The sequence below is a fragment of the Tengunoibacter tsumagoiensis genome (genome assembly GCF_003967535.1).
GTDB classification, from domain to species: Bacteria; Chloroflexota; Ktedonobacteria; order Ktedonobacterales; family Ktedonobacteraceae; genus Tengunoibacter; species Tengunoibacter tsumagoiensis.
The window spans coordinates 4,650,742-4,670,074 of record NZ_BIFR01000001.1 but is presented as its reverse complement, the minus strand read 5'-3'; the positions used below and the strand labels follow the sequence as shown (position 1 = coordinate 4,670,074).

Annotated in this window: 18 protein-coding genes; 11 read left to right on the top strand and 7 right to left on the bottom strand. The window is 48.6% G+C overall.

The annotated features are described in order from the left end of the window. Positions 1–9: 9 nt before the first annotated feature. The 3 genes from cas4 to EL628_RS18270 form a co-directional block, all read right to left on the bottom strand. Positions 10–573, bottom strand: a complete 564-nt coding sequence (cas4, locus tag EL628_RS18280) for a CRISPR-associated protein Cas4 (protein ID WP_126581347.1) — start codon at positions 571–573, stop codon at positions 10–12. Between the two features lie 36 nt (positions 574–609). Continuing rightward, the gene (locus EL628_RS18275) at positions 610–1,017 is read right to left on the bottom strand and encodes a hypothetical protein (RefSeq protein ID WP_126581346.1); all 408 of its coding nucleotides are present in this window, start codon (positions 1,015–1,017) and stop codon (positions 610–612) included. A gap of 123 nt (positions 1,018–1,140) precedes the next feature. Next, on the bottom strand, positions 1,141–1,731 hold the full coding sequence (locus tag EL628_RS18270; protein WP_126581345.1) for an HDIG domain-containing metalloprotein: 591 nt from the start codon (positions 1,729–1,731) through the stop codon (positions 1,141–1,143). Between the two features lie 338 nt (positions 1,732–2,069). Here EL628_RS18270 and EL628_RS18265 point away from each other — a divergent pair, with 338 nt between their 5' ends. The 5 genes from EL628_RS18265 to EL628_RS18245 all read left to right on the top strand — a co-directional run bounded on the left by EL628_RS18265 (position 2,070) and on the right by EL628_RS18245 (position 7,565). Continuing rightward, a complete protein-coding gene (locus tag EL628_RS18265; protein ID WP_126581344.1) occupies positions 2,070–2,627 on the top strand; it encodes a hypothetical protein in 558 nt (185 codons plus the stop codon). A gap of 98 nt (positions 2,628–2,725) precedes the next feature. Beyond that, on the top strand, positions 2,726–3,838 hold the full coding sequence (locus tag EL628_RS18260) for a hypothetical protein (RefSeq protein WP_126581343.1): 1,113 nt from the start codon (positions 2,726–2,728) through the stop codon (positions 3,836–3,838). A gap of 188 nt (positions 3,839–4,026) precedes the next feature. After that, positions 4,027–4,989, top strand: a complete 963-nt coding sequence (locus EL628_RS18255; protein WP_126581342.1) for a quinone oxidoreductase family protein — start codon at positions 4,027–4,029, stop codon at positions 4,987–4,989. 96 nt (positions 4,990–5,085) lie between these two features. Continuing rightward, positions 5,086–6,384, top strand: coding sequence for an MFS transporter (locus EL628_RS18250; RefSeq protein ID WP_126581341.1), 1,299 nt, complete (start codon positions 5,086–5,088; stop codon positions 6,382–6,384). Positions 6,385–6,548: 164 nt separating this feature from the next. Beyond that, on the top strand, positions 6,549–7,565 hold the full coding sequence (locus EL628_RS18245) for a dipeptide epimerase (RefSeq protein WP_126581340.1): 1,017 nt from the start codon (positions 6,549–6,551) through the stop codon (positions 7,563–7,565). Between the two features lie 152 nt (positions 7,566–7,717). Here EL628_RS18245 and EL628_RS18240 read toward each other — a convergent pair whose 3' ends face one another. Further along, a complete protein-coding gene (locus EL628_RS18240; protein WP_126581339.1) occupies positions 7,718–8,767 on the bottom strand; it encodes an N-acetyltransferase DgcN family protein in 1,050 nt (349 codons plus the stop codon). Positions 8,768–8,974: 207 nt separating this feature from the next. Here EL628_RS18240 and EL628_RS18235 point away from each other — a divergent pair, with 207 nt between their 5' ends. Together EL628_RS18235 and EL628_RS18230 are read left to right on the top strand one after the other, a co-directional pair. Next, the gene (locus EL628_RS18235) at positions 8,975–10,759 is read left to right on the top strand and encodes a cation:proton antiporter (RefSeq protein WP_126581338.1); all 1,785 of its coding nucleotides are present in this window, start codon (positions 8,975–8,977) and stop codon (positions 10,757–10,759) included. A 172-nt stretch (positions 10,760–10,931) separates the two neighbouring features. Beyond that, positions 10,932–12,785, top strand: coding sequence for a glycoside hydrolase family 15 protein (locus EL628_RS18230; protein ID WP_126581337.1), 1,854 nt, complete (start codon positions 10,932–10,934; stop codon positions 12,783–12,785). Between the two features lie 87 nt (positions 12,786–12,872). On the opposite strand, the gene EL628_RS18225 is transcribed toward EL628_RS18230, so the two are convergent. Next, positions 12,873–13,343 (bottom strand): toll/interleukin-1 receptor domain-containing protein, encoded by a 471-nt coding sequence (locus EL628_RS18225; protein ID WP_126581336.1) that lies wholly within the window; start codon positions 13,341–13,343, stop codon positions 12,873–12,875. Between the two features lie 399 nt (positions 13,344–13,742). On the opposite strand from EL628_RS18225, the gene EL628_RS29880 reads away from it, so the two are divergent. The 4 genes from EL628_RS29880 (at position 13,743) to EL628_RS18210 (ending at position 16,172) form a co-directional block, all read left to right on the top strand. Continuing rightward, positions 13,743–13,883, top strand: coding sequence for a hypothetical protein (locus EL628_RS29880; protein WP_161975589.1), 141 nt, complete (start codon positions 13,743–13,745; stop codon positions 13,881–13,883). Positions 13,884–14,134: 251 nt separating this feature from the next. After that, positions 14,135–14,641, top strand: a complete 507-nt coding sequence (locus tag EL628_RS18220; RefSeq protein WP_126581335.1) for a hypothetical protein — start codon at positions 14,135–14,137, stop codon at positions 14,639–14,641. A 453-nt stretch (positions 14,642–15,094) separates the two neighbouring features. Next, positions 15,095–15,553, top strand: a complete 459-nt coding sequence (locus EL628_RS18215; protein WP_126581334.1) for a hypothetical protein — start codon at positions 15,095–15,097, stop codon at positions 15,551–15,553. A gap of 1 nt (position 15,554) precedes the next feature. Beyond that, complete coding sequence (locus tag EL628_RS18210; RefSeq protein WP_126581333.1) at positions 15,555–16,172, top strand: molybdenum cofactor guanylyltransferase; 618 nt, start codon at positions 15,555–15,557, stop codon at positions 16,170–16,172. Here EL628_RS18210 and fni read toward each other — a convergent pair. Further along, positions 16,169–17,353, bottom strand: coding sequence for a type 2 isopentenyl-diphosphate Delta-isomerase (gene fni / locus EL628_RS18205; protein ID WP_126581332.1), 1,185 nt, complete (start codon positions 17,351–17,353; stop codon positions 16,169–16,171). The genes EL628_RS18210 and fni overlap by 4 nt on opposite strands. Positions 17,354–17,757: 404 nt before the next feature. Then, positions 17,758–19,071 carry an adenylosuccinate lyase gene (gene purB / locus EL628_RS18200; protein ID WP_126581331.1) on the bottom strand — a complete coding sequence of 438 codons (1,314 nt, stop codon included), beginning with the start codon at positions 19,069–19,071 and terminating at the stop codon, positions 17,758–17,760. Positions 19,072–19,333 lie beyond the last annotated feature (262 nt).

The window sequence follows — 19,333 nt, the reverse complement described above, 5'->3', positions numbered from 1 at the left end:
GCTTTCTGCTTACTTACCATGTCCGACGGGACAGATGGGTTGAAAGGTACAGCTACGGCACTTGGCGACCCGTTGTTTCGTGAGTGCAGGTGCTTCATGTTCATTGCAGTTCGCCATCGTTGTAAGCTGTCGAATAAGCTTTTTGCGGAGAGCAGGCGTATATTCGATAGTGAATTCCCGATCAGCATAGCGCAGCAGACCATGAGTAGGGGGTTGTTCAGAATAATCCTCCAATATTAAACAGTAGGCAGCGAGCTGTAAAATATGGTTGCTATACGGTGCAGTTGCCTGTTCAACTCCTAATTTTAGCTCAATCGGAACGAGGCGACCATCTGGTAGCTTCACCACATAATCTGGTTTGCCAACCAGAGGGTAGGCCGTTGAGTTTAATTGCTCGCCCAGGCCATCGGCATCTTCATAGACCAGTTCTCCAAAAGGAAGCCCGAGAGCTTTCTGTCGTTCCTCAATCAAGCGTTTGCGTCGAAAGCGCAGTTCATTCAGTATTAACATCAATAAAGCGACGGCCAGGACCAAAAAGCCTAGCCCAACCGTCAGTAAAGTATCTCGCAGCATGCTTTCTGTGCCCTTCTGTGTTGTGCAAACCTTGCGCTAGCGTGGAGCGAGCAGTGCGGCCAGGATAAAGAGTGCAGCCAGGCCGACAATACAGATGAGAATCGTTACGAGAAGGCGCATTTTATGATGGAGGCCGGGCTGGGCATTCTGTTCCTCGGTAATTTCATGGAGGGCCTCCACCTCAGCAGCATGATCTTGATGTTGTTGGCGTCCTTGCTCAAAGGCTCCTCTGCGCACAAGGAGATGTTCAGTCACCTGATATTCTGGGAGTGCAGGGGCCTGAGCGCCATAATCCTCTTCCATTTCCACCAGATAGGCAAAAAGGTCTTCATCATTAACATTGACCAGCGGTTCATACTGTTCATACCACCAGACGAGGGGACAATACTCGTATTCGGCCACCTCACTGGCAGTAAAGACACGTTGTTCAAACTTCTGCTTCATGCTTTTTCTCGCGTAGGAACTGAGCCGACCAATTGGGAACCGGATGGATCGGCTCGAAGCTTCTATGGATATCTACGCTCTTGTGTATAGTTCGGTTTCAGTGATAGCGTGTACAAAAAGAGCTCATTGAGACAGGGATTGTGTAGAGAGCCCGTCGAGGCCCAGCGTATCGGCCACCTCGCTCATGGCCTGAATCACAAAGGCAATATGTTCATCAAGATCGACGCCGAGCTCAGCAGCCCCATTGACCAGATCATTGCGATTCACCCCGGCCGCAAAGCCTTTCGCCTTCATCTTTTTGCGTACAGAAGAGACCTCCAGGCCCTGAATACTTCGCGTTGGGCGAACCAGAGCAGTAGCGGTGATCATGCCAGTAATCTCATCACAGGCATAGAGACCTTTAGAGAGGAGATCATTGCGAGGATGAGTCGCCAGATTGAGATCATTGTGAGCCAGTATTGCATAAATAATTCTTTTGTCGTATCCCTCTGTTTCTAGCCATTGTGCAGCGACATGCGTATGTTCTTCTAAGGAGGGATATTCTTCATAATCGCAATCGTGAAGGAGACCAGTTATGCGCCAGAGCTCCTCATCCTCGCCATACTTGCGCGCATAGGCTCGCATAGCAGCTTCGACTGAGAGCATATGTTTCTGGAGGTTTTCATTTTTTACATGTGATGTCATTAGAGCGTATGCATCTTGACGTGTAGGCATCCTAAATCCTCTTCTACAAACTAGCAGAATAGCAGTGGTTCATTGTGGATTATTATAGCATAGGGAAAGATGGGGAGTTTATTTGTTGTCGTGGGATAAACTTGTAGGTAAGAAATGTTAAAATGCTTGCTTTTATAAAAAAAGTCGTTTAATATAAAGAGGAAATCGAGCAAATAGTATGTATAAATTAGCGTCTTTGCTTGATAATCTTCTCGAAGACCCTGAATTTTGAGATAATCGTCAGTCCTTTTACGTGTAAAATAATTCTCATTATACTATGAGAATGAGAAGATCTCAGTATAGGGGTCTGAACACCATAAAGAAGAAGTAGGAGAGAAATGCGTCAGGCCTATAACCTTAACCTGGAAGCTGTGCTCTCCGTCCTATTGCGCCATCAATTATCAGGAACTCTTTCAGCGAGCCTACCCAAAAGTAAGGTGCTAAAAGAGGCATCTCAAGTTGAAATACTGATTGACCGTGGCAAGCTCCAGTTTTGTGAGCTGAAGAGCGATCAGCGGACTCTCTACGGTGAAGATGCCTTAAAATTGATCGCGCAAATGGGAATTATTCCATGGACATTTGATCAGGCGCCTCTTAGTGGATCACGCTCGCCGCAATCCTCTGGCCTGTTACCGATACCAAAGTTCACAACTTCGGGAGCGCACCAGCAATACTCACCTGCGCCGGTTCCGTTTCATGCACGGACCCCGAGTAAACTTGTTGTGCTTGCTTCAGCAGATCTTTCCAGGCTTCCACGTCCTCACTTTCTTGTATATGCAAACGTGGATGGAAAGCGTTCATTGGCTGAGATTGCTCATTTGTTGAGAACCACTCCTGATAAGCTTGAGGATATTGTGCGTGATCTGCAAGGATGGAATCTTATCAGGCTTGAATAGATGTCCAGTTGTATGGAGAGCATTAAAACACGACCTATTCTCGTATGAAGATTGCATGAGTATTTGTAGCAACTGTAGTCGTCAAATGGAGATCTATTATGCAGAGGAATTTTGAGGGGAGCAATTTTGATCAAGGTGGGTTTCAGGGCAGTGGGTTAAGAGGAATCGAGCCTACAGCATCTATCTGGACGCGCCTGGTACGGAGGTGGTACCGTCTCGCAGCTCCCGCCGATCCACCACCAACCGCCCCGTTTGAAGCTCGCGATATTGTTCGTCGAGCACGTCTTGCCAGCGTCATTATTTTCATCGTTCTTATTGGAAATATTCCCTCCTTGCCACCAGCGCTTACAGGCCCCAACAAGATTTTGTTGCCTGTGCTTGGCGTTCAACTAGTTGCTACTATCCTGGCCGCTGTCTTTAATAAAAGAGGCCGCGTGACTCTGGGTGGTCTATTGGTTGTGCTTTCGCTGGCGATAGGGATGATGGCAAATATTGCCACAACGCCAGGTGGCATCACTGTTCAAGCGATTCCTTTATTTGCAATCCTGTCCATTCCAGAGATTGTCGCAGCGGCTATGCTCCCAGCATTCTGGGTCTTTATTATTGCAGCTATTAATATTGCTTTTAGCTTTTTTGCCATCTCGAATATGCATGCTCCGAACCTTTCGACGCAGGATCTTACTTTTGCAATTCAGGATGGAGCATTTTTGACGGCAACTGTACAGATTGTCATTGCGGGCGTCTCTTTCTTGTGGAATATGAGCTTGAGCCGAGCATTGCGTGAGAAAGACCAGGCTGAAGAGATTTCACGCCTTGAGCGCGATCTGTCTGAGCAATCAATGGAACTGGTGCGCCAGAAAGAGCAGTTGGAGCAGAGTATCGGACTGATTATTCAGACGCAGTCGCGCGTTGCTAATGGCGATTTAAATGCGCGTGTTCCGCTGACGCAGGATAATGTGCTCTGGTCTGTTGCTGGAACGCTCAATAATCTGATTTCACGCTTGCAGCGTTTGCGTACAGTTGAACATGAATTAGAGCTCACAAAGACAAGTGCAAATAATCTTGTGACTGTCCTGCGATCTTCTAAGATGGGGATGTCGCGTATGCGCTATCAGCGTAGTGGTACAGTGGTTGATCCCATTGCCGCAGAGGTGCTGAGTCCAAACGATACTGGTTATTTGCTAGACAATTCTATGCCACCTTATAGGTAAGAAAAATTTGTCTATCTCTTTTTACTGGTATATGTCCTGCTACAGGGCCCTGGGCCCTTTTTCTACTCTGTTTTATTGAAGATAAATCAGTGGTTGCCTTATGTATAAGGACGTTGCCATTGATTTAACTATGGTTTTCTTTCTTATACAAAGGGCAGCTGCATCAAGGTTTACATAAGGGAGTATTTATGAGAGCTGTACTTATCCACGAACGTGGTGATTTTGATGTGATGCATGTTGAGGAGATTGAGATTCCTCGCCCTTCTAGTGGTCAGGTACTGATTAAAGTTGCCCTCGCCGGGGTCAATTATGCTGATGCCCTGATACGTATGGGAGCATATGCCTTTTTGCCCCCACTGCCCCACTCTCTGGGCTTTGAGGTGGTTGGTACAATCGAGGAGGTTGGTCCGGATGTGGCGAATCTCCAGACAGGCACGCGCGTTGTATCGCTGGTAATGGGTGGATACGCTGAGTATGCTCTGGCCAATGCTCATGATGTGGTCGTTCTGCCTGATGAGGTTAGCGATGCTCAGGCGGTGATGATTCCTGTTCAGGGTCAGACTGCCTATCTGTCGCTGAAAGCTGCTTATATTCGTCAAGGCGATATGGTTCTTGTGCATTCAGCCGCTGGCGGTGTTGGCTCTATTGCGGTCCAATTGGCGAAGCTGCTGGGCGCAAAGCTGGTGATTGGAACGACGACCAGTGCTGAAAAGGTGGATTTTATTCGTTCATTAGGGGCTGATGCTGTGGTCCGTACCGATGAGTCTGATTGGGCTGAACAGGTCCTGAAGCTTACTGGCGGACAGGGCGTTCAGGTTCTGCTGGAAACCATTGGCGGACCTGTTGGGCGCCAGAGCATAGATTGTCTGGCTCCGTTTGGCCGTATGGTTGTTTATGGATCTTTGACGGGTCAACCAACCATGTTTGCAACGCAGGAATTAATTGGTAAATGTGCAAGCATCATTGGATATAACACAAATATTCAGAGCCATGAGGATCAGATGCGTGCCAGCCAGGAAATTTTGCAAGCAATTATTTCTGGTCAATTGCGTGTCATACATGAGAGTACATTCCCTCTGGACCAGGTAAGCGAGGCACATAAGGCTCTTCTTACCGGGAAAACGCAGGGAAAAGTGCTTCTCTCCATGTAGAAATTCTCTCGCCCCCAACTCTTTTGAGCTGGGGGTACTTCTATATTTTCTGTCTATCTTTCTCTTTTTTCACGGAATCTGAAAGGATTTAATGCTATGTCTGAAGCGAACATTCTCGAAGAGAGTGCATCGTTGCCAGTGGAGCCTGAAGCAGCCGAAGCGGATACTCGTCCTCGTGTGAGCCTGGGTTTTTTGCTGCTCCTTTCGCTCGCTAACGTGGCTATGTGGCTAGTGATCATCCCATTGCAGCAGATCTTGCAGCCATTGCAGGTTGCTCTGCTTGATCCAGCAAATAAGGAGGCCAGCCTGTCGATCGTTCTGGCTGTAACTGGTATCACGAGCGTGATCACGCAGCCAATTATGGGGGCTATCAGCGATCGTACCACCTTTAAATTTGGTCGTCGTCGGACCTGGATTCTCGCGGGTATGATTCTCTGTGCCATCTTGTTGATCTTGCAGGCCAATGCCAATAGTATTGCCGTTCTGGCTATTGAATCTGCACTCTACGGTTTCTTTATCGGTATGATTATGACGCCAGTGTTGACGATCATTCCTGACCGCGTGCCTGTAAGTCAGCGTGCGACAGCTTCGGCTTTTGTTGGACTTGCACAGCCGGTTGGTATTATTATTGGAAGTATTTTAATTGCTGTCATTATCAAATCAGTACAGCCTTCTTACTATGTCATGGCTGGTATTCTGGTTGTGATTCTGGGCCTCTTTGTCTTGTTTGTTCGCGAGAAGCCGCTGGCCAAAGAAGAGCTACCTCCTTTCAAATTGGGCGAGTTTCTTCTCTCTTTCTTTGCTCCTTTGAAAGTTGCCGATTTTGCTTTTACCTGGGTTGGTCGCTTCCTGGTTATTTTTGCGCAGATCGTCCTGCTCGAATTTATGCTGTATTATCTCAATGACGTGATTCATTATGTGCAGCTCTTCCCTGGTCAGACAGCAGAACAGGGTGTCTCTCTCTTCCAGGTGATCAATACGGTAAGCGTGGTCATCTCGACTCTCGTGGCTGGTATCCTGTCGGATAAATTGCAGCGCCGCAAACCATTTATTCTGGCTGCCTGTGTGATTATGGCTATTGGCCTGTTCTTGATCGCTTTCGTTCATTCGTGGCCGATTGTTCTGGTGACTGGTGTAATCTTTGGTTGCGGTTTTGGTATCTTCCTCTCGGCTGATATCGCTCTGGCAACCCAGGTACTGCCAAAGGGTCAGAGCCTGGGTAAGGATCTGGGCCTGATTACGGCTGCGAATACGCTGCCACAGCTCTTCTTCCCACTTGTCTCATTCCTGGCGTTTAGCGTTTTCAATCATAGCTATACGTTCCTGTTTGGCTTTGCAGGTGTACTTGCTCTGCTGGGCGGATTGGCGATTGCTCCGATTAAAAGCGTTCGCTAGTTTTAGCTTGTCTCTCGTGGCTCTTGCCATCTTCATCTCTGGATGAAGACGGTAAGAGCCACTTTCTTTAGCTATGAAGCTCAGTTTCCTGGTTGACGCGTGTAGGGGGCATCGTTATAATAGGCTCGGACCAGAAAGAAGTTCTGTACAGAAGGGACCGGCTTATGATTCATATCGATGCCAAACCAATCAGCCTGCAACTGACAACCCCTTTTCGTATCTCACGCAGTGTGCAGCAGACAGCCTCAAATGTGGTAGTACAGCTCAAAAATGGTGAGGCTGTGGGCTATGGTGAGGCGGCTCCTAATCAGCATTATGGCGAGAGTGCTGAGACTGTTCTGGCTTGTATTGCGCAGTTTGCGGGCAATCTGGGCAATGATCCGTTTCAGATTGAAGATATTATGCAGCGTCTGGATAAGGTGATTCGGCTGAATCCTGCGGCCAAGGCCTGTGTAGATATGGCTCTCTATGATATGGTTGGCAAGATCCTGGGTATTCCATTGTACAAGTTCCTCGGTTTAAATCCCTCGCATATGCCCCGTACTTCGTTTACCATTGGCCTGGATACGCCTACTGAGATGGCTCGCAAAGCTCTGATGGCGAAAGATTATCCAATTTTGAAGATCAAGGTCGGAACCAGGCATGATCTGGAGATTTTAAAAGCCATTCGCGATGTCTCTTCAGCGGTTATACGTGTCGATGCGAATGCTGGCTGGACGCCAAAAGAAGCGATTAAAAATATTCATTCATTTCTGGAATATGGCGTTGAATTTGTAGAACAGCCGGTGGCTGGACATGATCTTGCTGGACTGAAGATGGTGCGCGAACATGTCTCCATCCCAATTATTGCCGATGAGAGCTGTGTGGTCATCGAAGATATTCCGCGGTTGAGCGAATGCGTAGATGGTGTGAACCTGAAGTTGATGAAAAATGGTGGCATTCATACCATTCTCAAGATGATTCATGTGGCACGTGCTCACCATCTACGTGTGATGCTAGGCTGTATGATTGAAAGTTCGCTTGCGATTACGGCTGCGGCCCATCTCGCTCCGCTGGTTGATTATATTGATCTGGATGGGAATCTGTTGATTAGCGATGATCCTTATCGCGGAGCGAAGATTGAGAATGGCCGCCTGCAACTTCCCAGTGATCCCGGTCTGGGCGTCAAGTTGCACGCTTAAGCGTATGAGAGGCTTTGCTGCCCAATCAAGATGGCGCTGACGACATAGCTGGATGTCTTTAGCCGCCTGAGGCTGTTGAGCATCGCATTCCAGTGCAGGACGATCCTGCTCAGGATGGCACTCTGAAATAGTAGGATGCTGCTGCCTTTTTGTTATGAAAAATGTTGGTTGAGTGCATCCATCAAAGGAGCCGCTCCAAAGCGAATGACGTCCGTAGTGGGAAGCCCGGTCTCATTCTGCACCTGCCGAATGGCCTCATATGCCTCTTCCTCGGTAAGATGGCTGGTCATGAGTGTGATCCCGACCACTTTGCAGCTCCGTTCAGGACGAATCCAACTGATTGCTTCTTCATTTATGGCAATCAGGCGATTGAGCATTGGCAAAGGACAGTGGGGATAGCCTTCAATCGTCATTGCGCCAGCCTTATGGCAGAAGATCATAGCATCGGGCGCTGAGCCATGAATCAGGCCTAAGGTGACAGGAGAATAGCCTGGATGATTGAGTGCGCCCTGACCCTCAACAAAGACCCAATCATGTCTGTCGCTAACATCCAGGACCATCTCTTCCACCAGACCTGCCACGAAATCAACGATGATGCGATCGACAGGAAGACCCTGACCAGAGATCATAATGCCTGTCTGGCCGGTGGCTACAAAGCTGCTACTGAGGCCGCGGCTCTGTGCCAGGCGATCTAATTCCAGTGCAGCAGTCATCTTACCTGCTCCACAATCTGACCCAACGAAGAGAATTGTATGGCTGCCTTCGCGATGAGGACGAAACTCGGCTACGCGCTTTTTGTCGGGTGGTCTGCGTACATCCCAGATCGTTACGCCATGCTGTGCTGCGGCAGCGCTTAATTCTGGATCTTCAGAGAGAAACATGTGGAGTCCACTAATAATGGTGAGCTTCTGTTCAATGGCTGCGAGAAGTTGCCAGCGCCATGAATCAGGCAGGGCACCGCCACGAGGAGCGATCCCAATCAGGAGTGTATCGGGCTCATAGTGGAGAGCCTCATGGATATCGCGGACAACGGGTATCCCTTCGCCGACCGGTGCGCCAAGTGCATGGGCTACATCCTGTCCTGCTCGTGTGCTATCGATCACGGCCACCGTCGTATCGGGAGCATAGCGAATAACCCCCACTGCGGTCTTGCCATAATGCCATTCAAGTGAGCCTTCAGCTAAAATAGCGATTCTGCGCATATGTATTGCTACCTCAACATTTCTAGCCATCCATGCACATCGAATCGAATAGAGAGACGAGAGTGTTTAAGGCATCCTATAGTCTCCAGGGTCGACTGGTTTGCATGTCCTATTCTTTAGCTTACCACATTTTATGTGATTGAATAAAAAAAAGCCAGATGATGAAGATGGGATCACAAACTGATGTTCAGATAGAAATGAGAGAGTATGCACCACGATCTACCGCTCCTCATCAACATTACGGTTGCGCTCTGTTTTGCTTTTGTTGGTGGGTTGATTGCGCGCCGTTTAAAATTGCCGACCTTGATCGGGTATATGGTAGCAGGTGTGCTGATTGGCCCATCTACTCCCGGCTATGTAGGGGATCTCCATACCATCGAGCAATTGGCTGAGCTGGGAGTGATCTTCTTAATGTTTGGGGTTGGACTACATTTTTCGTTGCAGGATCTCTGGGCTGTTCGCCGAATTGCTGTGCCGGGAGCGCTGGCACAGATGGTGCTGGCAACGCTCCTGGGGCTGTTGCTGGCAACGTACTGGGGCTGGTCACTTGGTGCAGGGATCGTGTTGGGTCTGGGGGTCTCAATTGCCAGTACGGTTGTATTACTGCGTAATCTCATGGATCGAGGGTTGATTAATACAGTCCATGGTCAGATTGCTGTTGGCTGGCTGGTTCTTGAAGATCTGGCAACGGTTCTGATCTTAGTATTGTTGCCAGCATTTTTCAGCAAGAGTGCGCAGCCAATCTGGTTGCAGGCGGGCATTGCGCTTTTGAAAGCATTTCTGTTTGCTGCTCTGATGTTGATTGGGGGGACGCGGCTGGTGCCCTGGCTGGTGCAGAAAATTGTACGTTTGCAGTCACGTGAGCTTTTTATCGTCTCGATTGTGGTCATAACGTTGGGGACTGCCCTGGGGGCTGCGGTGATCTTTGATGTGTCGCTGGCGCTGGGAGCCTTTCTGGCCGGTGTAGTGGTCAATGAATCGAAATTTAACCATCAAGTGGAGGCTGAGATCGCCCCTTTTCGTGAGATCTTTGGGGTTCTCTTCTTTGCCTCGATCGGAATGCTTGTCAATCCTCTCTCGCTGGTGACACAATTTGGTGCGATTCTCTCGCTCACTTTCTTAATTGTGGTCGGGAAGGCTCTGCTAGTGTTGCTGCTGGGAATGATTCTGCCCAGTTCAGCCCGTACGACCTTGATCATAGCAGTGGCTTTAAGTCAGATTGGCGAGTTCTCGTTTCTTCTTGGGCAGGAAGGTGTGAGATTGCATATCTTGACGAAGGAACAATATACGCTGCTTTTAATGGGAGCAATTATCTCCATCCTGCTGAATACATTGATGTTTCGTGCTCTGCCGCAGCTAGAGCAAGCTCTTCAAGCGATCAAGCCTTTCTGGGCAGTGCTCAATCGGAGGGTGGCCACTCCACCAGAGGTTGTGGAGCCACTACAGCAGCATGTAGTGGTGGTTGGATATGGTCGTGTGGGCAAGTATCAGGTTGAGGTCTTGACCTCTCTACATATTCCTTGCCTGGTGGTTGAGTTAGATGCCAGCTATTTTCAGGTATTGGAAGAGAAAGGGATCCCATCGCTTTATGGTGATGCCGCAAATTCAAGTATTCTGGAACATGCTCATATCGAATATGCGAAGGCTGTTGTCGTGACATTGCCCAATGATATCTCGGCATCCAGTGTTGTCGCTGCTGTTCGGAGTGTGTCGCAGCGGATTCCAATTATGGCCCGGGCCTCGTCACTACAAGGAATCGAGCATATGTTTGAGCTAAATGCAAACGATATCATCTATCCAGAGTTGGAAGGGAGCCTTGAGCTTCTTTCACGGACCTTAATCTCGCTGGGCTATCCCGAGGGGGCAGTACAGCGCTATGCACAGTCAGTGCGTCAGAATAGCTATAGCCTTGCGGACCTCAGCAAAGAAGAAGTGAATGCTCTGACCTGTGTTCAGTTGCAGGCTCCTAAAGATCCTCACTCAATTGGGTGAGAGTGAAGATCACTCACTTGAGCGATGTATTCTCCTTTCCAGGGCACGTATACTTCAGAGCATGAAGATCAAAGGCGGCTTAGAGGGCCAGACCAGTAGGATGACCCTCGCACAGGCCGCTAAAACGCGACACAGCAGGGTCATGATAATCACGAAATAGAGGTAACAATCAATGCGTTACGTCCTCTCCCGTTATGCTCAAGATTATCTACCGATTGAAGATTATGGCATTATTGGTGATCTACAGACCGTAGCACTCGTGGGAAGAAATGGCTCTATCGATTGGTGTTGTATCCCCAGTTTTGATGCTCCAAGCGTCTTTGGCGCTTTGTTAGACAGCAAAAAAGGTGGCTTTTTTCGCATTGCTCCACCAGATCATCTGAGCATGGACTATAAACAGCATTACCTGCCAGAATCAAATATTCTATTAACGCGTTTCTTCACCGTGGATGGCGTTGGTGAGGTCACTGATTATATGCCAGTCAGTACGAGTAAAAATCTTTCCTTGATGCATCATATTATCAGGCGAGTCCATGTCGTGCAAGGCTCACTCCCTTTTGAAATGACCTGCAAGCCTGCTTTTAACTATGCACGAGATCCTCATATCGTGCATATGGTTGGAGATGGTGCGGTCTTTGAGAGCCCTCAGTTGAGCCTTTCGCTCTCCTCTACAGTTCCGATGGAGCCTGATGAAGAAGGGGGGGTCCATGCATCGTTTGTGCTTGAAGCCGGGCAGACTATCTTCTTTCTATTACAGAGTTCAGTGGCCTTTGTAGATGTGCCGGCTATTCATTCTAATGAAGAGTTTCAAGAAAACTTTTTGGAGACGCTGCACTATTGGCAGAGCTGGATCAGTCAGTGCCGTTATCAGGGGCGCTGGCGGGAACATGTGCATCGTTCCGCTCTGGCCCTCAAATTACTTACCTATGCGCCAACTGGAGCAATCGTTGCTGCAGCTACGACCAGTCTGCCTGAAGGGCTGGGAGGAGTCCGCAATTGGGATTATCGCTTCACCTGGTTGCGCGATGCATCGTTGACCCTGAATAGCTTGCTTGTTCTGGGTTTCTCCGAGGAGGCGGATGCGTTCATGCATTGGGTGGAATCGCGCTGCCACGAGATGGAACCAAACGGCTCATTGCAGCCTATGTATACCATTCATGGTGGCCATGATATGGAGGAGCATATTCTGGATCATCTCGAAGGCTATCGTCAGAGCAAGCCTGTACGTATTGGCAATGGAGCCTTTAACCAGCTTCAACTGGACATCTATGGCGAGCTCTTAGATGCTGTCTACACCTTTGATGGGCAAGACTCTAAAGATCTATCCTACGACCTCTGGATGCACATCTATCGGCTACTAGACTGGTTGGGAAATAATTGGAATCGGCGTGATGAGGGAATCTGGGAGGTGCGAGGAGGGACACAGAACTTTGTGCATTCTCGTGTGATGTGCTGGGTTGCTTTTGATCGAGCGCTGCGTATCTCACGTGCACGAGGCTTTCCTGCTCCCCGTGACAAATGGACCAACTGTAGCGCTGAGATCTATACAGATGTCATGAGGCATGGCTGGAATGATGAGAAAAAGTGCTTTGTCCAGCACTATGAGACCGATGAAGTTGATGCTAGCGCTCTCCTCATTGCCCTCACAAAATTCGTTGGTCCAACAGACCCCAGAATGTTACATACTGTCAACCGCATCATGCGTAAACTTATGCGTGAGCCCCATGTCTACCGCTATATTCCTGAGCGAGCCGCCAACGATGGCGTTGGAGGTCCAGAAGGAACCTTTAGCTTCTGTAGTTTTCTGCTCGTCGATGTCCTCTCACGTGCCGGCAGGCTCGATGAAGCGCGGCTATTATTGGAGCAGATGCTCACCTATGCCAATCATGTAGGTTTATATGCCGAAGAGATTGGCCTTACAGGAGAGTCGTTAGGAAACTTTCCTCAGGCCTTCACGCATCTCTCAATGATCAGCGCCTGCTATAATCTGGATCAGGCATTGAATCGTGCACAGTACAGGTATTAGAAACGTTCTTTGAAATCATCGTGAATCAATGACCTTTCTTGAGCATCCTATTAGGAGGATGGTAGCGCATCAGGTTTGCGAAACTATTCAGGAGCGGCTCTGTCTGCTCTTAAACTCTGCAATAGATTTACGAATTCCATTGGTCACTTCTGTGAAGGCCTCATCGCGATCAGCCCATTTCGTAATAGCCTTATTGTTCTCTGGGATGATCTGTAGCTCGGAGAAAGGCGCTCCCTTCCAATCGCAGGGGCGGAGCAGGATGGGGATAACGCAGGCCTCACCTTTGTGATGGCGCTCTAAGGCAATCCCCATCTCCTTACTATAGCAAAAGTCTGAAGCAATAAAATCCGCACTGATCAGAAGAAGAATGATATGTGCGGTTGTAAGCTTGTGCATCAGAATTTTCTGCCATTCTGAGCCAGGAACAAGATCGCCATCATACCAGGTATGAATGATATTCTGGCGCTGTAAATTGCTTAAGGCAGTGGATAAGCCATCTCGCAGGACTTTGTCTTTGTGGGAGTAAGAGATAAATACATCTAGTGGAGACTCAGCCATAGGATTCCCTCCTGAAATTGCAGTAATGGTACTATCTCTATTATAAGATAGAGTAGTGATTGCTATCCCTTTATTATATAATCCAGTACTTTGATGTCAACAAAAATAAGAACGTTCTCACTAGACATTTCTTTCGGGTTTTTTCAATGCGGTTTTTTTCAATGCAGGAATGCAAAGAGACAGGTTGAGAAAACTTGAAGCACTATCAGAAGGCAGTATTTCTTTCCTAATTTTCTGTTGTAAGACCTTTCTTTCTAAGGGCATCTTATACAATACAGTGCCAGGAGTAGTAAATTTTTGTTGTGTAGTAATCTGTAAAGCTCTCTTCCTGTCACAGGATAGAAAGAGAGTCAAAGCATTGAAAAAAGCCTTTGTGTGGCTAGATAAAGGAATATCACCATGTCTACACGTACATTGGTTACCATTTCAGTTGTTCTTCTATTGGGCATTGTCCTGGGAGTGGGATTCATGTTCGTTGCACAAAATCTGCATATTTTTGCTGCACCGACAGCAGCCCCGAAGCCCAGCATGCACTGGTAAAGATAGCCCCGTGTGTCCTTGTAGAATACTTATATTGGACTATTTTGCAAGGATGCACATTTTTTACTACTGGAGGTAGTGGTTCCATTGTCATCTTCTCTCTCCCTCTGCTGCGAAAGATAGGCTCAGGAAAGAGCTGTATTTGCTTGTTAAATAGGTCTATATGTGGTTATATTAATTGAGCAAATCATGTAAAAAGAAGCCTGATTCGTGAACTTTAGGTAGCATCTTGCTAAAGAGAGGAGACAAACATGGGATATGAAGATCCCAGGATGACACGGCGTATGTATAAGGCGCAGAGGCGAGCAAACAAATACGCCTATAGGGCGCAACGACGAGTGGACAGATATAGGTATAAACTTGATCGGCGTATATATGGCCGATCAGGTTATAGAGTTCCTGGCTTTCTCGTCCTTTTGTTCTGCCTCTTACTCTTTAGTTGGATCCATACCTGGGTCTGGTTTGTGTTGGGTGCAATCGCCGTTGTCTGTATCGTGACTGCTCTGCGCTGGCTGGGTCAAGGTCAGACAAACTTTTTTAGCGATAATCAGCCACAGCAACCGAATTATCCACCATCATCCCCAGGCCAGCAACAGGATTATAACGTTGATTATGGACAAGGTTATCAAGCGTCACCGCCCCCGCAGACCTATTCTGAAGGCGACAAGCAGTATTATTATCCACCCCAGACCTCTTCTCAATATGATCAGCCACAGAGCCATTATCCCGGGCAGGAGCAGCCACCTTTGATGCAATAGGGATGTCGGGCATCGATCAGAGCGCCTGAAAAACTCTTTTTGAGAGGCGTCAAGGGCTCTGATCGATGCCTCTTTTAACGTCATGTCGGCGCTTCGCTCTTCATTATGCATTCACTAGTATCGACGACGATAGTGACACTATCTTCACACTATCGCATCCTTTTTTGTATATATAGACAACTTATGATACAATTCCTCTGGATTCCTGTAGAAATTGTGTATTGTACAGAAGAGAATCATAGTTGGATGATAGATATCTGTTGAGCTTTTTTTACACTCTCGGATGAGAAGTTTCAGCTGGAGATGCAAGTAGCCGTGTTATGCTAAAAAGAGCGGGGCTGCCCTTTCAGGCTGATCTCTATCAGGTTACTATAGACGCTAGCCCTCATCCATGCTATCATTAGCTATCAAGTGAACTTCTGTCTGCAAACCCGAAGAAGGGAGTTGTGTTCTATGCACTTTAATCTCATTCAATGGCTCTTTACCGACCCTATTACCGCCAGTAATAACGCAAATCTGCCCAATGAAGAGCCATTTCGTTTGCTCTGGCCATACCTGGTCTTTTGTTGTGCTGGCCTTTTAATTACATTCTATTATTTTGTTGAGGGCCGTAAGCGCTTTGTGAAGAGTAAGCCGATCATAAAATACATGTTTGATCGCTATCTAACATGGTTTGGTGTGATCTGCTTTATTGGTCTGCCAATCATCTTTGCCCGTGTCTATCTGGATGGTTTTTTCTTTGCCTGGCGTCTGTGGCGCTATCTCTGGGCGGTGGCACTTATTGGGTGGGCAGTAACCTGGATCGTCTATCTGGTGAAGAAATATCCAGCCGAGCGAGATAATTTTGTGGCCTATCAGAATCGCCAGCAGTATATCCGTACTGGGAAGCGCAAGGTCAAGACTGCACGTTAAAATGATCACAGGACTGCTTCTGGCTGGTGGACGCAGCCGACGGATGGGACAGGATAAAGCACTTCTGCCCGTACCAGGTGCCCAGGAAGAGACATTTATAGAGCATCTCTTGAGACTCTTAGCCCCTTTCTGCCAGGAACTGCTTCTTGTAACACGCGACGTTTCACAGGCCGCTGATTACGCAAAGTATATGCTCCCTTCTGTGCGTACGGTCACGGACAAGCTTCCTGATACTGGCCCCTTAATGGGGCTCTACAGCGGCCTGAGCGCAATGACTACCTCACACGCCTTTGTGACGGCGGTGGACACTCCTTTTCTACAACCGGAGCTACTTGCATTTCTTCTTTCACAGCCTCTGACAGACAGGCCTGTGATCCCTGTTGTAGAAGAGCGTCCTCAGGTGTTAACGGCAATCTATCCACGTAGCATTCTTCCTGTGATTGAGCAGCGATTGTTGGAAGGACGGAGAGATCCACGTTCTCTTCTAGATCATTGTGCAGTACAATTTGTGACGATGGCGCAATTGCGAACCTATGATCCTCAATTGCGCTCGTTTCTCAATCTCAATACGCCGGAAGAACTGGCAGACCAGCAAGAAAAAAGGGCTGGGAAGGGTTAGAGTGGCTGAACAATCTGCACCCTTTCAGCGTCGATTGATTGTGGTGTAACCTGTGCCTGGAAGCGGCGCCAGCGGCGTTGAGCCATCGCTTTGAGCTCCTCTTCAAAGCCGCGTAGCGTTAACCATTCACGTGTCATCCCCGTTACGACCACATCCGCATCCCGTAACTGTGCGATCGTATTGGCCCCACTCAATTGCATTGCCACCTTGAGCTGTTCGATCAGAGAGTCAAGGAGCTCACAGACCTTCTCATAACTTTCGCTGGCTGCCTTTAAGAACGGAAAGCCCATTCCTACCAGCGTGGCACCCAATGCTAATGCTCGTGCCACATCCAGACCAGAGCGTGCACCACCTGTAGCGATCAAAGGTAGGCGAGCGAGTGAGGCTTCGACAACTGAAATGGGAGTTGCGATCCCCCAATCGCTATAGAGGAGCCCAATCTGTTCAGTGCGTTCGTCGCCACGAGATTGAGAGCGAGCGGCCTCCAGAGCTGACATGCTGCTTCCACCAGCCCCACCGACATCAATTGCTGAGACTCCACACTGTTTGAGCAGGAGGGCCTGCTCACGGCTGATGCCAGCACCCGTCTCTTTAGCAACTACAGGGAGAGTAAGCTGACTGATCAGTTGTCTGAGCGCAGTGGCCTCGCCTACAGTGCGACGATCTCCTTCAGGTTGGGCCGCCTCTTGCAGACTATTGAGATGAACTGCGAGCGCGTCAGCTTGAATCATCGCGATCGCTCGTTGGACCTGTTCCAGAGTGAAGGGCTCATGACGGGCCTGAGGAATTAATTGAGGAGCACCAATATTGGCAAGCAGAAAAGCATGTGGAGCATTCTCACGAACGACCGCATAACTGTCGGCCACATCCGGGTTTATTAAAGCTGCCCGTTGGCTTCCCACACCCAGCACCAGCCCATACTCTTCTGCTGCCCGGGCGAGATTACGGTTAATCGTAAGCACATCGGGATGGCCACCAGTGAGTGAAGAGATAAAAATAGGGTAGCGGATCTTTTTTCCCAGAAACAGTACTGAGGTATCAATCGCGTCTAGATCGACTTCAGGAAGAGCCTGGTGCACAAAATGAACATCCCCCCAATTTGCATGTTGAGGAACGGAGATGTTGCGCTCTAAAGCAAGATTGACGTGTTCAACCTTGCGTTGTTTGATCTCATTGGACATCCGGCTGTCTTGTCCTTTCTGATTATATGTTCCTTCATGTGACGACCCAAAGGTAGGGATAGGGTATGTCAGGGAATGTCATCAGTCTGCTTGCAGCAAGTTCCGTCCAGGGAAAGATCGAGCGCTCGCTGAGGAAGGATCTCATTGCTGCTTTTATTATAGCAACTTCATGTTCATTGTTTCATAAAGTTTTGCTAAAAATAGTCTTCGCTGTGCCTGATAGCAGAAAAATTTCCTCCTATTTTTAGAGAAGAGCTCTTATAGTCGTGGGGGTAGCATAGGGGCCAACAAGAGGTTTTGTTTCGCTTCTGGAAGGGGTAGCATCATGATGACAAATAATGCTACCCCTTTGAGGAGAAAAGAGACTGCTCGTGTGTCTCTATACCCGTTTGCGTTTCGCGTGATCAGGCAAGGCCGATGCGCTGGAAAGCCGTCTCGACATATTTCGTATAGTAATCGGTATTGGTCAACTCATCGAGCTCATGGCGATTGAGGTACTGACTGACCTCAGAATCACTGCTGAGTGCTTCGACCAGGGCTGGACCCTGAATTGCGCCATGACTTGTCTGGCTCCAGACCTTCTTGGCGTTGCGCTGAACCATTTTATAGGCTTCCTGACGCCCGACACCTTTATCGATCAGAGCCAGGAGAATGCGCTGCGAGAAGACCAGGCCGCCAGTCATATGAAGATTGGCTAACATGCGCTCACTATCTACATCCAGGCCACTGATGACATTGGTGAAAATATGTAACATATAGTGAAGGAGCGTGCAGCTATCGGGGATAATGATGCGTTCCGTTGAGGAATGACTGATATCCCGCTCGTGCCAGAGAGCGACATTCTCCATGGCTGTGACCGCATAGCCACGTAGCAGACGAGCAAGACCGCAGATGCGTTCGCAGAGCTCTGGATTCCGTTTATGGGGCATAGAAGATGAGCCCTGCTGACCAGAGCCAAAGGGCTCAAAAGCCTCACTGACCTCTGTTCGTTGTAAGTGGCGGATCTCCTGTGCCATCTTCTCCAACGAGCTTCCAACGAGTGCGAGAGTCGTCATAAAGTGAGCATGGCGATCCCGTTGCACAATTTGATTAGAGATAGGCGCCACCCCTAACCCCATCTGTTCGCAGACATACTCTTCAATCTGTGGAGGAACCGAGGCATGAGTCCCGACAGGGCCAGAGATCTTTCCGACTGTGACCTGTTCAATAGCCTCGGCCAGACGTTTCTGGTGGCGGCGCAACTCATCGACCCAGAGGGCCATCTTCAGGCCAAACGTCAGAGGCTCCGCATGAATACCATGCGAGCGACCGGTCATCACCGTATATTTATGTTGAACGGCAACTTTGGCGACAGCATCTGTTAATGTTGCGAGAGAGGTAGAAAGGAGAGCGCCGGCCTCTTTCAGTTGGGCAGCCAGACCGGTATCCAGCACATCCGAAGATGTCATTCCGAGATGGATAAAGCGGCCCTCAGGTCCCATCTGCTCTTGAATGGAACGGAGAAACGAAATAATATCATGATGGGTTTCTTGTTCGATTTCCTGCATACGTTGAGCATTATAACGGGCCTGGCGGATCTTCTCGATGGCATCCTGAGGGATCACACCCTCGCGTGCCCATCCCTCGCAGGCCAATAGTTCTACCTGGAGCCATTTATCAGTTTTATGGGCGGTCGTCCAGATGGCAGCCATCTCTGGCAATGAATAGCGTTCAATCATGAGATATCTATCCTCGAGTGTGCTACTAAAAGGAATTGACATGCAAACCACCCTGCGTCAACCATGCTTTGCGAGAGCCAGCATTGGTGCGTGGGGTGATTGCGTAGAAAGTTTTCGCTGTTAGTGTATCACATCACTGTCTCTTTGTTCGATAGCATAACCTCTTTCGGTGCAAACTACTTGAGAAGAGGATCGAAACAGAGAGGAATGGAAGAGTAATGCAGAGGCTGGTAGAAGCAGGGAAATAATAGTAGAAATTCTC